The organism is Streptococcus mitis (assembly GCF_003942865.1).
GTDB lineage: Bacteria > Bacillota > Bacilli > Lactobacillales > Streptococcaceae > Streptococcus > Streptococcus mitis_BI.
Map to the genome: position 1 here is coordinate 1 of NZ_RJNZ01000008.1, position 19301 is coordinate 19301.

The window sequence follows — 19301 nt, forward strand, 5'->3', positions numbered from 1 at the left end:
TGAGGACAATCTAAAGCAGGTTCATCCTCTTTTTCAGACTGTCTTTAAAACCTTTCTTAAGGATAAAGAGAAAATTGTCAACGCCCTTCAATTACCCTATTCCAACGCCAAATTAGAAGCGACTAATAATCTTATCAAACTTATCAAACGAAATGCATTTGGTTTTCGAAACTTTGAAAACTTCAAAAAACGGATTTTTATTGCTCTGAACATCAAAAAAGAAAGGACGAAATTTGTCCTTTCTAGATCCTAGCTTTTCTCAACCCACTACAGTTGACAAAGAGCCAGAAAAAACCTATAAGCTCTATAGAGATATAATCCACTAGAGAGTTTATAGGATCTAGAATAGTTACTATTTATTTTATTCTTCTGTTATGTCAATAACAATCTCTTCTGATTCATCAAGAGTTTCGGCCTTTTCTTGCCATTGCTCCTTGAGATTATTGAATCGATCTTTTGATGCTTCTGTCGCTTGACGAGCACATGATTTGGCTTGAGCAAGTACGCTGTCCACAGTGATTTCACCTGACTCAACCTGTTCTTTAGTTTTAAGAACAAAATCTGTAGCCTGCTCCTTGACTTCTGTCAGTTTTTCACAGACCTGCTCCTTGGCATACTCAGGATCTTCTCTCAAATCATCTAGAAAATCTTGAGCCTGACTGCAAACTTGTTTGCCCTTGTCGCTTGTTAAAAACAAGGCAAGAGCTGCACCTGAAACGGTTCCTAAAAGGATTGAGGATAGTTTACCCATAAGAATTCTCCTTTTTTATTTTTTGAAAAATTTACTTGCAAGACGAAGAGCTGACAAACTTGCACCAGTCTTAATGGTTTTTGAACCTGCTGATGAAGCTTTCTTGCTCAAGACACGCGCATGGTCATTGAGGTCTGAAACAGATAGAGATAAATCTGCAACTGCACTAAAGAGTGGATCAATCGTTGCCACCTTGACATTGATATCATCTGCCAAGACATTGACCTTAGCCAGTAATTCATTGGTATAATGCAAGGTCACATCCACATCTGAAGTCAAGGTTTTAATCGTCTTCTCTGTTTCATCGATAACACGTCCAAGCTTTTGTACAGTAATGATTAGATACACTAAAAATACAATCAAAGCAAGGGCTACAAGAATATATGCAACTTCTAACATTTAATTTTCCTCCTCTGTAACATAGTAAGGGGCCTTCTTTCGATTTTGATATAGAATGATAAAAATACCCAGTCCGATAAGGACAACTGATAGCCATTGAGACACTCGAAGACCAAAGAACATGAGGCTATCTGTTCGCATGCCTTCAATAACCATACGACCGAAACCATACCAAATCAAATAGAAAGCAGTGATATGACCTCTTCTGAGACTCTTCCATTTTCGCCTGAATATCAGAATCAAGGCAAATCCAAGTAGATTCCATAGGGACTCATAAAGGAAGGTAGGTTGACGGTAGCTCCCCTCAATATACATCTGGTCACGGATAAAGCCAGGTAGATAATCCAAATTATCTACTGTAGCCCCGTAGGCTTCTTGGTTAAAGAAATTGCCCCAGCGCCCCAAACTTTGGGCAATCATGACGCTAGGTGCCGCAATATCTAGAAAATCCCAAGTATTGATGAGTTTACGATCAGCAAAGATGTAGAGGACAAGGGCACCAGTTATCAAACCACCGTAAATGGCCAAACCACCATTCCAAATAGCAAAAATTTCTCCCAAGTTCTGACTATAGTAATCAAAACGGAAAATAACATAGTAGAGACGAGCTCCTAAAATAGCCAAGGGAAAGGCTATCAAGATGAAATCTAAAATATCGTCTGGTATGATCTTCTTTCTAGGCGCTTCTTTCATGGTCAAATAAACCGCAAGAATCAAACCTGTCACTATACACAAGGCATACCATCGAATAGCTAGAGGCCCTAGATGAATTGCAATTGGATCAAGCATTAGGCACCTCGTTTTGAGCAATGAGATTTGTCAAGCGTTCTTCGAACAAACGCGTCGCATCAAAGCCCATTTCCTTGGCACGATAATTCATGGCGGCTGCCTCAATCACAACAGAGATATTACGACCTGTTTTCACTGGAATACGGATACGAGGAATGGCTACGCCAGAAATTTCAAGTTCCTCTGCATTGTTTCCAAGACGATCAAAAGTCTTATGTGTATCGTAATTTTCCAAGTAAACAGCCAACTGAACTTGTGAAGAATCTTTTACGGCACTCGCACCGTAGAGGCTCATGACATCGATAATCCCAACCCCACGAATTTCAATCAAGTGTTTCAAGATTTCAGCAGGTTCACCCCAAAGAGTAATCTCGTCCTTGGCAAAGATATCGACCCGGTCATCAGCTACCAAGCGGTGACCACGTTTGACAAGCTCTAGACCTGTCTCACTCTTACCAATTCCACTATCACCTTGAATCAAGACACCCATCCCATAGATATCCATCAAGACACCGTGCACACTAGTCCGTTCTGCTAAACGTGAATCCAGATAGCTAGATAACTCTCCAGACAAACGACTAGTAGCTGTACGACTAGTTAAGATGGCAATCTTACATTCTCTGGCTGCCTTTAACATTTCCTCCGGAACCACCAAACCACGAGCAACAATGACCGCAGGTGTCTCAGGTAGAAACATTTTTTTCAAGACTTGGTAACGGTTGTGAGAGGACATCGAAACGAGGTAGGACCACTCCTTCATTCCCAAGAGCTGGATTCGCTCTGGAGTGTAATAGTCAAAATAGCCTGTCATTTCAAGACCAGGTCGCGTAATGTCTGCAGTATTAATTTCCTTTTCAAGTAATTCTGGTTCGCCATAGACAATGTCTAGTCTAAGCTTTTCAATCACTTCTTTTACTAAAACCGACATCATTTCCTCCTTCAAATGAGTTCTTCTCTCTATTATATCAAATTGTAGGAGGATATTAGAGATTTTTGCAGGCTTTGTAGTATTTATTTAAAAGAAAAAGACTAGATTTCTCTAGCCTTTCATTTCTAATTAGAATTTTTTACGTTTACGAGCTGCTTCTGATTTACGTTTACGTTTTACAGAAGGTTTTTCATAGAATTCACGTTTGCGTGTTTCTTGAAGAGTACCAGCTTTAGTAACCGCACGTTTGAAACGACGAAGTGCGTCGTCAAGAGATTCATTCTTACGTACTACTGTTTTAGACATTTTTTTCACTCCCTTCAAGTTCAAGATCTATTCTATTTTACACGTAAAAGGAATAATTGTCAAGAAAAAACTGCCATAAACTTATATTATCTTCAATTTTAATCTTGTTTAATCTCGTTAAAATTGATTAACATTTATAGATGGAAATGATATAATAGTGGCACATATTGATTAGCAAAAATTAGTATTATTTAGAAGTGAATCTATAACATGAAAAGAATCATAAAAATTTGCCCTGTGGTCAGTATTTTAGTTGTAATTTGTTTATTGCTAGGAATTCTTACTACCTTTTTGGGAAGTGTAATGTATGACTTATTTGCATTTCATTCAAAGCCAATTTATTGTTGGCAATACTTTAGTGGTACATTTATGCATGGAAGTAAAGAAGCACCAGTATGGTTTATATGGTTTCATTTAGTTTTAAATACTTTAATGTTACTTCCTTTTGGTGGGCTATTGGAGTATAAAAGGGGATCAAAATATGTATTTTTAGTTTTTATTACTTCTATGGTAATATCTTCAATTGTATTCCATATATTAACACAGAATCAAGAAATTCAGGCATCGGGTATCTCTGCTATTGGCTATGCTTTTGTAACGGGTGGGGTGATGAGTATGTTTAGTATATGGAAAAATTTCAATTTAGGATTAAAACTATTTTATATCCTTTTAATCGTTCTATCTCTAACCATGCTTCTACCAAATATAACAGGCTGGATTTCAACCTTTCTTCACATGTCAGGAATTGCCAGTTATATCATGGTTTCCAGCATCAACAACTATCGACTGTCTTAATAAAAATCGTATAGTATCATAAAAAATAGTCAATACGATTATATCACAGTTTACAGACATTTAATAATTTTCTATTGGATACCTTTTTATATGAAATATCGACAACTGTTACGGGGATTTACAGAAAAATTTCTTTTAGCAGGATAGTGAACATTTGAAGTAAAAAACCGCTCACTCCAAAGAGCAAGTGGTTTTTATACTTTTTATTTTTCAAGTAGGCTGAGCGCTTCAGCATCTGCAATAATAGTCACATCTGGGTGGTTTTGTAGGCTACTTGCTGGTAAGTTCTCAGTCACTGGACCAGACACGGTTCCGGTAATGGCTTCTGCTTTTGATTCACCATAAGCAAAGAGAAGGATTGACTTGGCATCCAAGATATTTTTAATCCCCATTGAAATGGCTTGTGTTGGAACATCTTCAATCTTATCAAAGAAACGTGCGTTTGCTTCAATAGTAGACTGGTCAAGTTCGACTAGGTGTGTTTGACTGTCAAATGGAGTACCAGGTTCATTAAATCCGATATGTCCATTGCGACCGATTCCCAAGATTTGCAAATCAACAGGATGGTCAGCCAAAATTTGATTGTAGCGTTCTACTTCTTCTTCAGCATTGTCCTTAACACCACGAGGCAAGAAACTTTCTTTAAATGGTTTTTGGTTAAACAAGTTTTCTTGCATGAAGTAACGATAAGACTGTGGGTTGTCCCCATCAAGCCCTACATACTCATCAAGGTTCACACTGGTTAGATTTGAAAAATCAAGGTCACTCTCAACAATTTCCTTGTAAAATTCAAGTGGGCTACTTCCTGTCGCAAGTCCTAGGGTTTGAGCGCCGTTGGCCAATTTTTCCTTCAAAATCTCAAAAGCAACTTTTCCACCTTCGATTTGGTTTTCAACTTTAATAACTTTCATCTTTTCATCCTCCGTTTTAATCTATATTTATTATATGGTATAGACCAATTTTTGTCAAGTGAAAACGATTTAATTTCTAAAAAAAGAGCGACTATACTTGAAACATGTTATAATGGATAAGATTAGAACTTAGAAAGAATGAACAGATATATGAATACAGCTGATTTTGATTTCCACTTGCCTGAGGAATTGATTGCCCAAACGCCCCTTGAAAAACGGGATGCCTCTAAACTCCTCATCGTCAATCGTGAGACAGGAGAAATGCAGGATAAACACTTCCACTCTATTATTGATATGCTGGAACCTGGTGATGCCCTTGTTATGAACGACACCCGTGTTCTCCCTGCCCGCCTATATGGTCAAAAGGAAGAAACTGGAGGTCATGTGGAACTTCTCCTGCTTAAAAATACTAATGGAGATGAGTGGGAAGTTCTGGCTAAACCTGCCAAACGCCTCAAGGTCGGTACTCGTGTCAGCTTTGGTGATGGCCGTCTCAGCGCTGTCGTTACGGAAGAATTGACTCACGGTGGCCGCATTGTCCGCTTTGAATACCAAGGAATTTTCCTAGAAGTTTTGGAAAGTCTAGGAGAAATGCCATTACCACCTTATATCCATGAAAAATTGGATGACCGTGAACGCTATCAAACCGTTTACGCCAAGGAAAGTGGCTCTGCTGCAGCACCAACTGCTGGACTACACTTCACCAAAGAACTGCTGGCAGAAATCCAAGCTAAGGGTGTTCATCTAGTCTATCTGACTCTTCATGTCGGACTCGGAACCTTTAGACCCGTTTCAGTTGACAATCTGGACGAACACGAAATGCACTCAGAATTCTACCAACTTTCTGAGGAAGCTGCTGCCACTCTTCGCTCTGTTAAGGAAAATGGTGGTCGTGTCATCGCTGTCGGAACCACTTCTATCCGCACCTTGGAAACTATTGGTTCCAAGTTTGATGGGCAAATCCAGGCAGACTCTGGCTGGACCAATATCTTTATCAAACCCGGCTATGAATGGAAGGTCGTGGATGCCTTCTCAACCAACTTCCACCTGCCAAAATCAACTCTGGTCATGTTGGTTTCCGCCTTTGCAGGCCGTGAATTAGTCTTAGATGCCTACCACCATGCCATTCAAGAACACTACCGCTTCTTTAGTTTTGGCGATGCCATGTTTATCTATTAATTTTCACAATCGAAAAAAGCGCATATTATCAAGGTTTTATAAAACCTGATAATATGCGCTTTTGTAATGGATAAAAAATGAGTTAATTTATTCTAAAGCTCGTATCTTTCAAACTCTGGACACTGGCATTGATCACCGCGCCGACAATCAAAATCTTAGCAATGAGAATAAACCAGAACATCATGACTACCACGACGATGGAACTAAAAAAACGGACGTCCACTAGGTGATTGACATAATTGTTGACATAGACTGAAAATATATTGAGCAGTAAGAGCAGGGTCAATAAGACAAAGGCACTACCTGGCAATACATGTCGAATCCTTCGCACCTTAACATTGGGGAGGAAATAATAAAGCATGACCAAGATAGCAAAAATCAAGGCATAGACCAAAGGGCCTGTTAGGTCTTGCAGATAATCAAAGAGAGGACTATCCGATTTCCAGTAGCTCTTGATAAGGTTGAGAAGCATGCGACCAAAAACACTCAAAAATAGAGCCAAGGCAAAGAGAATCTGCAAGCCAAAACTAACAAACAAGCTCATGAGCTGATGGGAAATCATCCCACGATTTTTAGCTACTCCGTAAGCTTTATTAAAGGCTTTCTGTAGGAAATTCATGGATTTTGAAAAGGTCCAGAGGGCTGACAAAACCGCAAAACTCAATAAGCCCGTTGACGGTTGGGTCAGCACTTCTGTAATAATCTTTGCGACTACATCATACATGCTTTCCGGCAAGAATTCATTGACAACCTTTAAAAAATTAGAAACTGGAATCCGAAAATAAGGGAGGATATTGACCACCACCAAAAGTAGGGGGAAAATCGAAATCAACCAATAGTAGGCTACTGCGACACTGGTCAATTCACTATCTGATGCTTGATAATAATGTAAAAAAGCTTTTAATAAGGGCTTGTCTATCAGCTCTTTCCACCACTTCTTCATGTCACACTCCTTCACTTACAATCTTGATTAATTTCTTCTTACCAATTCCATCATATCATAAGGCAGGGTATTGGCAGCTTCCTTCAAGGAATAGTTCTCTAGGTTATTTACATTTTGTCGTAACTTCTTGGCATACTTGGTCGTAATCAATCGTTTTTCTTCATATTCGAAAATCAACTTGCGCTCCAGATAATAGCCTCTCAGCATTTCATCGATATTGTTGGGCTTGACACGGTTGATAACCCGTTCGACAAAGGCACCACTAGTGATAATAGCTGTTTCACGGAGACGAGAATCCTGCATGAAACTGATTAAAGAACTCTTGTAGACCCCTTTAAGGTTCTCCAAACTTTCGATAATCATCTCTGTATTTTCTAGATAGAGTTCTGCAATTTGGTCATAGTCAAGAGCTCTGAGTTTCTGTGATTCTTCATTTTTCCAACTGCGAAAAGTCTTGCCTAAGGTAAAGACTTCGTGAAGGAGAAAACGTAAAATCCGCAAGGAAACAAGGAAATAATAGGTCACTCGTGAAGCAAACTTGCGATTGATACTTTGTTCCATGTTTTTCAGATAACGTTGGTAAACTCGATAGGCACGCTCACTCATCTTGTCCTCTTCGTAAGCCTGCTCTAAACCATCACTTTCAATACTGAGGATAAGAAGTTTCAAGGCCTCCCAGTCTTCTTGAGCCCCTTTATTTTCTTGACTCAGGATGAGATTTTCAATACGTCCATGGTAATTGTCAATAGCCGCATAGAGGGGAAGTTTATTTTTGGTGTCTTCCAACTCTTTTTCCAACTCTAGCGTCACTTCATTCAAAATGCCAATATGCATGAGATAGTCCTTGCTTTCTTCCTGTTCATCAGAAAGATGAGGCAGGACCAAGAGACCTGTTAAAAAACTGACAAGCGTCACCCCTGCGACAAGGAAAAGTAAGATTGGATATTCCTGCTCTAGATTACTTGGTATCAGAAGAATCGTAGCAATAGACACCGTTCCCTTAACACCTGAGAAGGTCAAAAGAAGCATGTCCTTCATATACTTATTTAGCTTTTTCTTGAGACGTCTAGTCCTATAGGCATAATAGCCATAAATCATGACAAAACGAATAGCAAAGAGGACAAAGGTAAGGGCTATAAGAGATAGCAATAACAGTAAGGGATTATAGATTGGATTGGTCAAGATAGGCTCTGCTATCATTTCCAACTCCATCCCTAAAATCACAAAGACAGAACCGTTCAGCATAAAATTCACTGTATGCCAAACAGTCTCGGTCACCGTATCCACTTGGGCTTCGAGGAGCGTAATTTTCTTAAAACGGCTTGCCTTTAAAATCCCAGCAACTACAACGGCAATAATCCCTGAAACGTGGACTTCTTCTGCCAGGAAGAAAGTCACCAGAGGCAAACTCAATTCTAATAAAAGCTCGCTAGCAATATCTGTTGCTCTCACACTTAGCAAGAAGGTGTGGAGGAAACGGTTGGTCATGGCTGTTAAAAAGCCAATTAAAAAACCGCCTAGAATTGAAAAGATGAGCGAACTACTAGCTTGCCCAAGGGAAAAGGCTCCAGTTGTCCAGGCTGTCAAGGCCACCTGAAAGGCAACCAAGCCAGAAGCATCATTCAAGAGTCCTTCACCCTTAAGAATATTGGACACACGCTTAGGAAAGCTAAAGCGCTCCGAAAGAGAGGCAAAGGCCACCAAATCCGTAGGCCCAAGTGCCGCCCCAACAGCCAAGCAAGCCGCCAAGGGAAGACTGAGCCAAAGAAGATGGGCCAAGCCACCCAAACTCAGGGTCGAGATGAAAATCACTGGAAATATGAGATAAACAATGATTCGCCAGTGTTTTAAAATAGCTGTAATGTCCGCTTCCTCCGACTCTCGGAAAAGCAAGGGCCCGATAACCAGGGCCAAAAACAACTCTGTATTGAGGTGAAAGTCGGTATTGGGTAAAAAGAGACCAATCACAATTCCCAAAAGAATTTGCACCAAAGGAAGAGGCAAAAAGGGTAGGAGCTTATTAGTTGTACTAGAGACAATCAAAACCAGTAAAAATAGGATAAGGTAAATCAGTAATTCCACGCACGACCTCCTTAATCTTTTTTACAACAGGATTCAAATATCTCCTTCTGCTCTTTGATTTTTTGATCAATCTTGGAACAGTCTTTGTGCTCAATTTTTCTCTGGCACCGTTCCATCTCAAGAGCAACTAATCTTTTCTTGATTTTAAGCATTTTTTTGCTCATATGCGCTTGGTCTAACACACCCACCGCTCGTTCGTGGTGGGTTGATTCAACAAAATTCTGACGCATGGCATCCAGCTTTTCACGTAGGTATTGTTTATCCATGTCTATATCTCTCTAATTTTTCAATCATAACTAAAAACGGCGGGTTGTTAACTTGGTTTAAAGTTCGGTAAATGGTAGCTGTGTACTCTTGTTGGTTCAACTGGCTGACAAAATCCAAAACAGCATCCCTCTCGAGGTCGCCTCCTTCATGCCCATAGTAGATCATGATGGCAATCCGTCCCCCTTTGACAAGTAAACCACACAGCTTTTCTAATGCTTCAATCGTTGTCTGTGGTCTGGTTATGACAGACTTATCAGCTGACGGCAGATAGCCCAGATTAAAAATCCCAGCCTTGGCTTCTGTCACAAACTGGTCCAGTGTCTCATGACTTTGCAAGATTAACTGGGCATTTGTCATTCCAGCTTGGTTCAAACGCTCTTGCGTCTTTTCTAAGGCTTGCTCCTGAATATCAAAGGCATAGACTTGCTTAGCTAGCTTGGCTAGAAAAAGCGTGTCATGACCATTTCCCATGGTCGCATCCACTACGATATCGTCCTGAGTTACAACCTCAGCTAAAAACTCATGTGCCATCTCAAGTGGTCTTTTCATTTTCAAACTCCTGTTTTATAACCTTGCATCCTTGAACACTTCCGCGACGTCTCATTTCAATTTCAATAGCATTTAGCACTTCCCATTTATTGAGGCTCCACATAGGACCAATCAGCATATCTCTAGGTGCATCTCCCGTGATTCGGTGGATAACGATATGCTTGGGAATGATTTCCAGTTGGTCACAGATGACCTTAACATATTCGTCCTGGCTCATCAACTGCAAGCGTCCTTCATGATAATCTCTTTGCATACGAGTATTTGTCATAAGATGGAGCAAATGCAGTTTAATCCCTTGAATATCGTTATCCGTGACACAGCGACGGACATTTTCAATCATCATATCATGGGTTTCACCAGGAAGTCCATTGATCAAATGAGAAACAATCTCAATTTTTGGATACTTTCTCAAACGCTTGACCGTTTCCACATACAATTCATAGGAGTGGGCGCGGTTAATCAGGTCAGAGGTTGCTTCATAAGTGGTCTGCAAGCCCAATTCAACCGTCACATGCATGCGTTTCGATAACTCAGCTAAATATTCAATGGTTTCATCTGGTAAACAGTCTGGCCGTGTTCCGATATTGATGCCTACTACACCTGGCTCATTGATAGCCTGCTCATAGCGCTCTCGGATGATTTCCACCTTTTCATGGGTGTTGGTAAAATTTTGAAAATAAACCAGATACTTCTGAACATCTGGCCACTTACGGTGCATAAAGTCAATTTCCTTATAAAATTGCTCACGGATAGGCGCGTCCGGTGCTACGATAGCATCTCCAGAACCTGAAACCGTACAAAAAGTACAGCCTCCATGAGCCACAGTTCCATCACGATTGGGACAGTCAAACCCCGCATCAATAGGGACTTTAAAGGTCTTTTCTCCAAAGAGTTTTCGATAATAATCATTCAAGGTATTATAAGATTTCATAACTTTCATTATAACAAAAAACATCTACAATCTCAAAAGCCTGACTTTCCTATAAATTCCTCTGTTTCTCGTTTCCTTTAGCGATTTTTTATGATACAATATGGATATGATTTTAATGAAATTAGCATCTATTTTATTATTGATACTGACTCTAGTAGTCTGCATTATCATAACCAAACTTTTTAGATTAAAAAAACTAGGACGAAACTTTGCGGATTTGGCTTTTCCATTCTTGGTATTTGAATACTACCTAATCACAGCTAAAACCTTTACCCATAATTTCCTCCCTAGACTGGGACTAGCCCTCTCACTCCTAGCCATTATTCTCGTTTTTTTCTTCCTTCTGAAAAAACGCAGCTTTTACTATCCTAAATTCATCAAATTCTTCTGGCGTGCAGGATTCTTATTAACCCTTGTCATGTATATCGAGATGATTGTTGAATTGTTCTTAATGAAATAATCGAATCCCTAAACATTTTCTAGGGATTTTTGCTTTCTCTTCAAAATAGGATAGACAGTAACACTATACAATTTTATACAAAGAAAATCCCTTAGAAACTTATATTCCAAGGGATTTATCTTCTATCTAAGACAAGAGCTTCTCGCTAGTCTTTAATGATAAAGAAGTATAAAAATTTCTAATCTTCTTTTTTACCTTTAGTGGCTACTAATCCTGCACTCAAACCGAGAAGAGCTAAGCCTGCTGCTACTGCTGCTTGGCTTGCCGCACTTCCTGTATTTGGTAACTGCACTTTATTAGCTTGACTAGATTCACTTGAAGCGATTTGTTTTGTATCTGCTTTTTCTGACACTTGTGGTTTTGTAGTTTCTTGCGTTACTGGTTTGGTTGGTTCGCCAGCTGTACCGACTTCTATGATGCGATCTTGTACAGTGACTTTATCGTAGGTTTCTTTGATTTGGCGTTTACCATTGTCCACTTCGATCAAGTGAACACGGATACCTTGTCTTCCTTTTTGAATGACACGGGTTTCACCTAGATACAACTTGTCAGACCTACGCTCCTGAACATTGAAGTCGATTGTTTCTTCTTCTAAGATAAGCTCTGGGCGATTCAGAACAAGATTTTTCACTTCGTCTTCTGGCAGAGAAGTTCCTAGTTTAGTACCAACTTCTACTATACGATTTTGTGCAGCAACTTTATCATAGGTTTCTTTAAGCTGACGTTGCCCATTTTCCACTTCAATCAAGTGAACACGAACGCCTTGTTTTCCTTCTTGGAGGACACGGGTTTCACCTAGATACAACTTGTCAGACTTACGTTCCTGAACATTGAAGTCGATTGTTTCTTCTTCGACTACAAGTTCTGGGCGATTCAGAACAAGATTTTTCACTTCGTCTTCTGGAAGAGAGGTTCCTGGTTTGGTTCCAACTTCCACGATACGATCTTGTGCAACGACTTTATCGTAAGTTTCTTTAAGCTGACGGTTTCCATTTTCCACTTCGATTAAACGAACACGGACACCTTGTTTTCCTTCTTGGAGGACACGGGTTTCACCTAGATACAACTTATCAGACTTACGCTCCTGAACCTTGAAGTCAATGGTTTCTTCTTCAACTACAAGTTCTGGTCTGTTGAGCACAAGATTTTTTACTTCGTCTTCTGGAAGAGAGGTGCCTGGTTTGGTTCCAACTTCCACGATACGATCTTGTGCAACGACTTTATCGTAAGTTTCTTTAAGCTGACGTTTTCCATTTTCCACTTCGATTAAACGAACACGGACACCTTGTTTTCCTTCTTGAATGATACGGGTTTCACCTAGATACAACTTATCAGACTTACGCTCCTGAACCTTGAAGTCAATGGTTTCTTCTTCGACTACAAGCTCTGGTCTGTTAAGCACAAGATTTTTCACTTCGTCTTCTGGAAGAGAGGTTCCTTGTTTGGTTCCAACCAAGACGATGCGGTCTGTCGGAGCTTCTACCACTTCACGGAGTTTTTCTTCCTTACTTCCATTAGGATTTATCGCTGTGAAGATACGTTCCTTACCAATTTTTCCTTCTTGTTCTACACGAGTTTCACCAAGATACAGTCTTGAATCTTTTTTCTCAACTGTCTTGTAGGCTAAATCTTTTTCAACCAATTCAAGTTTCGGAAGTTCTTCTTGTACTGCAGCAACTGTTTTCTCAAAAACTGGTTTTTCCTTAGTCAACTGGATACGGTATTCCTTAACTTGTTTTCCACTTTCTGAAACGAGGCGAACAAGTACTGGAAGGCTGTCTTCTCCACTATCTACAACTGTTGAAGCTACTTGATTGGTTTCTTCAACTGAGACTTTTGGACGTTGACCTTTATAGGTGATTTGATAATCTTGACGATTTTCAGCGAAATCAGCAAGTTCTTTTCCATCTACAAGAATCTTCGATTGAGTGCTTTCTTGAGGCAATTCGCTTGGTTCAAGGAAGGTCATCTCAATCATCGCAACACCGCTCTTATCTGCTTTACGCTCCATACGCCATCTCATGGCTTTGGCTTTAACAGCTTTAAATGTTACGTTTATTTCATCACCAGCTTCAATGTCTTTATCCGCACGATAAGGAACAGCTTCCCAATTTTCTGGGTTGTTGAATGGATGTCCTGATTCGTAGGCTTGGTAGTTTGAATAGTAGGTCGGCACTTCAAAGTCTGGGCCAGCATAACGTTCCAAAACAAGTTTAGATGGTGCATCTGTACCACTGTCTGCAAAGAACTGAACTTTTCCTTGTGCAACAGTCCGTTCTACAATCTTACCATTTTCACGGAAGATGACACCTGCTGATACTTCTGGATTAGTAGACGGTCTTGCAGACCAGTTTGTCCAACGACGATTTTCTGAATGATCTCTGTCATTAAGATAGTCAACGCGGTCATGAGAGTTTTTATCAATATCGTTGGTTGCTGAAGCAAAGGACTGATTACCATTTTCATCATAGTTAGGGTTATCTGAAAGAGCCTCACCAAGTTTATCTGTCACTCGTACAGTGAACTCTGCAGTAAGATTGCTACCAAGGACATGACCTCGAACAGTAAATTGACCTGCTTTTGTCAGATTTTCTGCTGGAACTTCTTCCCATTCAACTGTCAGGTCTTTTGTTTCGTAGCCGTCTTTACCTGTGAGGTAAACTGGAACCTTAGTCGGCAATTCAAGTGCTTGACCTACTTGTACCAAGCGAGCTTGTTTAACCGCAGCAACTTGTTTATGAGAAAGTAAGTTCTTATCCTTAGTGAAGTGCAGACGGTATTCTCCTAAGATGTCGCCATTTTCAGCTTTCGCGATGACACGAACTGGCTCACCTTCACGAACACTTGGAACAACAGTCGCGAGACCATTGTTGCTAACACTTGCTGTGACTGCCGGAACTTTTCCATATACAGACTCAAGGTAGTAGTCTGTCAAATCAGGGTTGAAGTTTGCTAAGTCTTTGCCGTCAACTTGGATTCTTGTTTGACCTTGTTTGGCTGCCGCAACCTGTTTCGCAAAGATTTGTACTTCTGTGATAGACGTTCCACGCTTGTTATCTGCTTTAACCATGCGAATACGAACAGCATAGGTTTCAACTTTATCAAAGCTAAAGTAGTTCATTTCTCCAGCCTTGAGTTGAGCAGGGGCTTTTAGATTAGTCACTGGTTTCCAGTTGGCAGAATCATTAAAGACATGGTCCTCATTGCCTACAAAGCTAGGATTCTTAGGAGCTGTTGGAGCAGTATTACCAACATAATACTCAATCACATAAGACTTCGGTGCACCAACTCCATGGTCTTCGTGGAATCCGACACTTAGATTATCAACGGAGCGTTTGCTCAAGATACCTGAATCTCCAAACAGAACACCGACTGAAGCTTCTGGATTACTACGATTCCAGTTTGTCCAACGGTTGGCTGGTCGGTCATTAAAGGAAATCAATTTATCGTTGACATTTGAAACAGGGTCGGTTGGATTTGAGTCTGAAGCAAAGGCAAGTGGCAATTCTGAACCGGTCCATTGGTCAGAAATGTTTGCACCTTGCTCAGTTTGAGCAGATACGCGAACATGAAGTTTAGTTGTTAATTGAGTACCTTCTAAGCGACCATTAACTGTAAAGACACCTTCCTTAGCGTATTGCTCTGGACGAATCGCATCCCATGCAACCTTAGCTGATGAAACGTGACCATTTGAATCATATGTACGAACGCTTTCTGGTAATTGTGGTGCTTCTGCGATTGGAGTTGTCACACTAACTTCTTCAACTGAAACGATGCCTTCTATAGATACTTTAGCACGCGCTTCCAGGTCAATGCCTTCAACTTTACCTAACACTTCAAAGCTTTGATAGTGGTCTAGTTTTTCTTTCGGAATAGCTTGCCAAGTGACTTTATGAGTTTTAGGGAAACCTTTGTCATACTCAACAGTTACTGTTGACGGGAGAGTAGGTTCTTGATGTAAATCTGTCACTACATTTACAGGACGGATGGATTGCGCAATCTTCTTCTCAGTATTTGCTTGTATAGTGAGATTGATTTGACCTGTAGCACCCTCATATTCAGCTTTCAGAGTAAGTGCTCCTGGTTTATGCAACTCAAGCATTCCTTTTCGGACTGCAACTTCCCCTTCACCGCTTGTGGAGAAGGTCACCTTATCAGCTGGTAATACAGCTTGCGTTCCATCTTGATAGTGAGCTCGAACTGACAATTTGACTGTTTGGTCTTCTTTGAGACTGTCAGCTTGTTCCACTTGCAAGCTCAAATGAGCAATTTTTGGTGCTTCTTCTAGGAATTGAATTGCATAGGTTTGAAGAGGGCCACCATCTTTAGACTGAACAAAGATGCTTGCACGCATGCCGTTTGCTGCGCTTGCTTGAAGAACTGTAACATCCGCATTTTCAGCACTTGCTGTTACTTCTGGCAATTGGGCACCATAAGCAAGAGTGCGGTATTGCATTGGTTGTTGACTAGTAAGCCCTGTTACTACTTCACCTCCAACAGTAACAGTTGGCACTACAGGTGCTGCAGCTTTTCCTTCTTCTACCACAAGGGTTGCATGAATAGTTTCTCCAGCTAACTGACCAGTCATTTGAATACGCGATCCAGCTACTGAAAGTTTGGCTTTATCTGCTTCCGCAATCTCCCAGCTATCTACTTCGTACTCTTGTACACTTCCATCGGTTACAAGTATTGACACATATTTATCTACAGTGTTCAAATCTGCTCCTGGAGCAACACGTTTAACTGTTGGTAATTCTTTCGCAATTGCTAGAACCTCGACACGAGCCTCTACCTCACGTCCATTTGCTGTACCTTTAACAGTCACAACTCCTGCTTGACTAACATCGACTTGAGACCAAGTTACTGGAAGTTTTTCACGACTACCATCGCTGTATACAAAACCTACTGTTTTCGGCATTTTTGGTTCTTTACCGATTAATGTACGAACTCTTGCTACTTCTGTCCCCAAAACAGTCTTCTCTTGTCCTTCTTTTTTACCAGTAAAGACAGTTACTTGACTAGATTTCAAGAGATCTGAATGGGCTGTCAGTGTGAATTTACCTGCTTGTTCAGTTGATTTGACAATGGCAACACCTTTACCATTAAATGCTTTACGAATCCAAGAACCATCTGCTTGCGCCTTATAGCGTTCACGGCTGGCTTGTTCCCCGTTATCGACACCGACAAGTTGGCCTTGTCCGTGTAATTGGAAGCGAACCAGATTATTGGCAGTTGGTACTACATTCCCTTGGCTGTCAACGATTTCGTAGTAGATGTATGTCAAGTCTTTTCCATCTGCTGCGATTGCATGGTCTTCCTTGATAAGACGAACTGCCGCTGGCTTACCAGCAGTCGTAATCTTATCTCGAGCAATTTCCTTGCCAGATTCATCACGAGCAATTGCTTCCAAGGTACCTGGTTGATAAGCAACTTTCCATTCAAGATAAAGTTCATTAGCATTAGCACCTTCTTGGTAAGTTCGTCCATCGCTAGTTTGTTTTTTGTTGAAAGTCTTAAGACCAAGAGATTTTCCATTCAAGAACAATTCTACACTTGCAGCATTAGAATAAGCACGTACAGGGATTTTATTTTCCGCGTCTGCTACATTGTCTATCAACTCTTTGTTTTCCCAGTTCCAGTGAGGAAGAAGGTGAACCATTGGTTTTTTCTTGGCAGAAACCCATTGACTTTGGTAAAGATAAAAGTCGTTTTTTGGAATACCTGCAGTATCTACGATACCAAAATAAGAGCTTTTAACCGGCGTGTTGTTTTGGTTGTGCCATGGAGTTGGTTCACCGATATAGTCCGTACCTGTCCAAATGAATTGACCAGCATAGCCAGCATTGTCACGGTCAAATGTCCATGAAGCAGTTGCCGTTTTACCCCAACCAACACGGTCATTTCCATAATCTGACTGTTCATAGTTACGCCATGACTGATTACTTTGTACCCACTCACGCTCTGGGTGGAAGTAACTTCCTCTTGTACGCGTTGCTGAAGATGTTTCTGATCCATAAATCAACCATTTTGGATGCTTAGCTCTAAGGACTTTGTAATTATCTTCAGAGTAGTTGAATCCAACAGCATCGAGTTCATCAGCAATTTTTTCATGCCCACCGCTACCATTACCGAAACGGAACTTATCTGCTCCCATGGTTACATAACGTGTATTATCAACATCCTTGATAACTTTAACTAGACGTTTAACAGTCGCTAGAGAATGGGGATCCCCATTTGCTTCACCGATTTCATTTCCGATTGACCACATAAAAACAGCAGGATTATTTTTGTCTCTCTCTACCATAGTACGTAGATCGTAGTCGGACCATTTTTCACCTTTTTTAGCCTCAGGATGGGTAGCATCTTTTTCAAAGAAACGTCCATAATCATAAGGTTTCTTTCCGCCATACCAAGTATCAAAGGCCTCTTCTTGAACAAGTAAGCCAAGTTCAGCTGCAATCTGTAAAGTCTGAGGACTTGCTGGGTTGTGAGTCGTACGAATCGAATTCACTCCCATTTCCTTCATCTGTTTCAGTCTACGGTACTCAGCCTTGTAGTTTTCTTCTGCTCCAAGCGCTCCGTGGTCATGGTGCAAGGAAACTCCATGGAATTTAATGCGTTCACCATTCAAAGAGAAGCCCTCATTTGGAGTCCAGTTATAATATCGGTAACCAAACAGATCTTTCTTGGCATCAACTAATTGACCGTCCCGGTAAACACGTGTAACTAATTCATACAAGGCCGGTTTGTCATTTAAAACGGTCCAGAGTTTTGGTCTTTCAACTTCTAAAATCGCATCAAGACTAGTTACTTCATGTGCTTTCAAGGTACGGCTCTCTGTACGTACTAGACCTGTCACAGCCTGACCACCACGTTCAACGATTTGATATTCTGCTACAAGTTGATGGTCTTTATCGTCTGTATTGACGATTTTGCTGGTCACATAAGTTTCAACCTTGCCGTGTTGCTGTTGTTCTAGTTTTGGTGTTAAGATGGTTGTCCCATTTTTCTCAACATGAACCTTATCTGTCACTTGTAAAGTCACATCACGGTAGATACCACTTCCTGAATACCAACGGCTGCTTGGCTGTTTGTTGACTGCATGAACAGCAATTACATTCTCACGTCCATCTTTGTTCAAGTATTTAGTGATATCATATGAAAATTGATTATAACCATTTGGATAATGACCCACTAACTGACCATTGACATAAACTTGAGAATCCATGTAGACGCCATCAAAAGTGAGGCGAACATTTTTCTTGAGATCTTTTTCATCTAGTTTGAAAGTCTTGCGATACCAAGCTTCCCCACCGTTAAGCTGTCCACCTTCATTTTGTGCAGGAGATTCATGATCGAAATCATTAAAGATACTCCAGTCATGCGGTAAATCTAATTTTTTCCACGTAGATACATCTGCATCCGGTTTAATGGCTTCCTTAGAATTTGCATTGAGTTTAAAGTGCCAATTTTGGTTAAAATTCACTTTTCTGTCTTCAATCATTTGATTGACTTCTTCATTTGTCACAGCTTTAACATCTTCCTTGAGCGGTTTTTCTTGACTTGAAGCTTGAGATTCTATCTTTGGAGCTTTTTCTTCCGGTTTATCAGACACTTTTTCCTCTTTTGGAGTTAGGGCTTCATCTTCTTTCTTCTCAGATGCAATAGCCTCAGTGGCACTAGGTTGTGTTTGTGCTGTACTTTCAACTACATTTTTAGTTTCCAAAGCTTGATCAACCTTTTCTTCTACTATCGGTTTTTCCTCTTTAGATTTCTCAGCAGTATGAGTAATAGGTGCTTCATCCGCATAAACTACAGATTCTCCAGCTATATTTCCACCTAATAGAACTGCACAAGTCCCAATCATTACTGAGCAAGCTCCCACAGCAAACTTACGAATGCTATAAACTCTTTTCCGATTCCAATGGCCTTTTCCCATAAAATCCCCCTTTTGGTAATCGCTTTCATTTTTGTGTAAGCGCATAACTTTTAATAGTCTTTTATCCTTATT

At 40.5% G+C, this 19301-nt stretch carries 16 protein-coding genes; 4 read left to right on the forward strand and 12 right to left on the reverse strand.

Features of this window, described 5'->3' with window-relative positions; translation table 11 throughout:
• On the forward strand, positions 1-253 hold a 253-nt coding region (locus D8845_RS06400), incomplete at its 5' end, for a transposase (protein WP_142998972.1).
• 108 nt (positions 254-361) lie between these two features.
• Here D8845_RS06400 and D8845_RS06405 read toward each other — a convergent pair.
• From D8845_RS06405 to rpsU, 5 genes are all read right to left on the reverse strand, one after another.
• Positions 362-751 (reverse strand): YtxH domain-containing protein, encoded by a 390-nt coding sequence (locus tag D8845_RS06405; RefSeq protein WP_000517381.1) that lies wholly within the window; start codon positions 749-751, stop codon positions 362-364.
• Positions 752-766: 15 nt separating this feature from the next.
• Positions 767-1150 carry a DUF948 domain-containing protein gene (locus tag D8845_RS06410; RefSeq protein WP_125442890.1) on the reverse strand — a complete coding sequence of 128 codons (384 nt, stop codon included), beginning with the start codon at positions 1148-1150 and terminating at the stop codon, positions 767-769.
• Positions 1151-1939, reverse strand: coding sequence for a prolipoprotein diacylglyceryl transferase (gene lgt, locus D8845_RS06415; RefSeq protein ID WP_125452874.1), 789 nt, complete (start codon positions 1937-1939; stop codon positions 1151-1153).
• Positions 1932-2867, reverse strand: a complete 936-nt coding sequence (hprK, locus tag D8845_RS06420) for an HPr(Ser) kinase/phosphatase (protein ID WP_070482020.1) — start codon at positions 2865-2867, stop codon at positions 1932-1934. The genes lgt and hprK overlap by 8 nt, the downstream gene beginning before the upstream one ends.
• Positions 2868-2996: 129 nt before the next feature.
• The gene (gene rpsU, locus D8845_RS06425) at positions 2997-3173 is read right to left on the reverse strand and encodes a 30S ribosomal protein S21 (protein WP_000048054.1); all 177 of its coding nucleotides are present in this window, start codon (positions 3171-3173) and stop codon (positions 2997-2999) included.
• Positions 3174-3383: 210 nt separating this feature from the next.
• On the opposite strand from rpsU, the gene D8845_RS06430 reads away from it, so the two are divergent.
• On the forward strand, positions 3384-3968 hold the full coding sequence (locus D8845_RS06430; RefSeq protein ID WP_000821240.1) for a rhomboid family intramembrane serine protease: 585 nt from the start codon (positions 3384-3386) through the stop codon (positions 3966-3968).
• 203 nt (positions 3969-4171) lie between these two features.
• Here D8845_RS06430 and D8845_RS06435 read toward each other — a convergent pair whose 3' ends face one another.
• Positions 4172-4879, reverse strand: a complete 708-nt coding sequence (locus D8845_RS06435; RefSeq protein WP_125452875.1) for a glucosamine-6-phosphate deaminase — start codon at positions 4877-4879, stop codon at positions 4172-4174.
• Positions 4880-5029: 150 nt separating this feature from the next.
• On the opposite strand from D8845_RS06435, the gene queA reads away from it, so the two are divergent.
• On the forward strand, positions 5030-6058 hold the full coding sequence (queA, locus tag D8845_RS06440) for a tRNA preQ1(34) S-adenosylmethionine ribosyltransferase-isomerase QueA (RefSeq protein WP_125452876.1): 1029 nt from the start codon (positions 5030-5032) through the stop codon (positions 6056-6058).
• 82 nt (positions 6059-6140) lie between these two features.
• Here queA and D8845_RS06445 read toward each other — a convergent pair whose 3' ends face one another.
• Genes D8845_RS06445 through D8845_RS06465 form a run of 5 tightly spaced genes read right to left on the reverse strand, consistent with a single transcriptional unit; the run spans position 6141 to position 10839 of the window.
• Entirely contained in the window at positions 6141-7001 is an 861-nt protein-coding gene (locus tag D8845_RS06445) for a YihY/virulence factor BrkB family protein (protein WP_125452877.1), read from the reverse strand.
• Between the two features lie 27 nt (positions 7002-7028).
• Complete coding sequence (locus tag D8845_RS06450) at positions 7029-9083, reverse strand: cation:proton antiporter (protein WP_125452878.1); 2055 nt, start codon at positions 9081-9083, stop codon at positions 7029-7031.
• 11 nt (positions 9084-9094) lie between these two features.
• The gene (locus tag D8845_RS06455) at positions 9095-9349 is read right to left on the reverse strand and encodes a hypothetical protein (RefSeq protein WP_125452879.1); all 255 of its coding nucleotides are present in this window, start codon (positions 9347-9349) and stop codon (positions 9095-9097) included.
• Positions 9342-9899, reverse strand: a complete 558-nt coding sequence (locus D8845_RS06460; RefSeq protein WP_185757410.1) for a class I SAM-dependent methyltransferase — start codon at positions 9897-9899, stop codon at positions 9342-9344. The genes D8845_RS06455 and D8845_RS06460 overlap by 8 nt, the downstream gene beginning before the upstream one ends.
• On the reverse strand, positions 9883-10839 hold the full coding sequence (locus D8845_RS06465; RefSeq protein WP_125452923.1) for a TIGR01212 family radical SAM protein: 957 nt from the start codon (positions 10837-10839) through the stop codon (positions 9883-9885). Before D8845_RS06465 ends, D8845_RS06460 begins: the two co-directional genes overlap by 17 nt.
• Before the next feature lie 91 nt (positions 10840-10930).
• Between D8845_RS06465 and D8845_RS06470 the strand changes: the two genes are divergently transcribed.
• Positions 10931-11290, forward strand: a complete 360-nt coding sequence (locus tag D8845_RS06470) for a DUF3397 family protein (RefSeq protein ID WP_125452881.1) — start codon at positions 10931-10933, stop codon at positions 11288-11290.
• Positions 11291-11468: 178 nt separating this feature from the next.
• Here D8845_RS06470 and D8845_RS06475 read toward each other — a convergent pair whose 3' ends face one another.
• Complete coding sequence (locus tag D8845_RS06475; protein ID WP_312023124.1) at positions 11469-19229, reverse strand: G5 domain-containing protein; 7761 nt, start codon at positions 19227-19229, stop codon at positions 11469-11471.
• Positions 19230-19301: the final 72 nt, after the last annotated feature.

Bases quoted from the DNA above. Each gene is read 5' to 3' on its own strand.
- D8845_RS06405 (WP_000517381.1), bottom strand. From the start codon at position 751: ATGGGTAAACTATCCTCAATCCTTTTAGGAACCGTTTCAGGTGCAGCT.
- D8845_RS06410 (WP_125442890.1), bottom strand. From the start codon at position 1,150: ATGTTAGAAGTTGCATATATTCTTGTAGCCCTTGCTTTGATTGTATTT.
- lgt (WP_125452874.1), bottom strand. From the start codon at position 1,939: ATGCTTGATCCAATTGCAATTCATCTAGGGCCTCTAGCTATTCGATGG.
- hprK (WP_070482020.1), bottom strand. From the start codon at position 2,867: ATGTCGGTTTTAGTAAAAGAAGTGATTGAAAAGCTTAGACTAGACATT.
- rpsU (WP_000048054.1), bottom strand. From the start codon at position 3,173: ATGTCTAAAACAGTAGTACGTAAGAATGAATCTCTTGACGACGCACTT.
- D8845_RS06430 (WP_000821240.1), top strand. From the start codon at position 3,384: ATGAAAAGAATCATAAAAATTTGCCCTGTGGTCAGTATTTTAGTTGTA.
- D8845_RS06435 (WP_125452875.1), bottom strand. From the start codon at position 4,879: ATGAAAGTTATTAAAGTTGAAAACCAAATCGAAGGTGGAAAAGTTGCT.
- queA (WP_125452876.1), top strand. From the start codon at position 5,030: ATGAATACAGCTGATTTTGATTTCCACTTGCCTGAGGAATTGATTGCC.
- D8845_RS06445 (WP_125452877.1), bottom strand. From the start codon at position 7,001: ATGAAGAAGTGGTGGAAAGAGCTGATAGACAAGCCCTTATTAAAAGCT.
- D8845_RS06455 (WP_125452879.1), bottom strand. From the start codon at position 9,349: ATGGATAAACAATACCTACGTGAAAAGCTGGATGCCATGCGTCAGAAT.
- D8845_RS06460 (WP_185757410.1), bottom strand. From the start codon at position 9,899: ATGAAAAGACCACTTGAGATGGCACATGAGTTTTTAGCTGAGGTTGTA.
- D8845_RS06465 (WP_125452923.1), bottom strand. From the start codon at position 10,839: ATGAAAGTTATGAAATCTTATAATACCTTGAATGATTATTATCGAAAA.
- D8845_RS06470 (WP_125452881.1), top strand. From the start codon at position 10,931: ATGGATATGATTTTAATGAAATTAGCATCTATTTTATTATTGATACTG.
- D8845_RS06475 (WP_312023124.1), bottom strand. From the start codon at position 19,229: ATGGGAAAAGGCCATTGGAATCGGAAAAGAGTTTATAGCATTCGTAAG.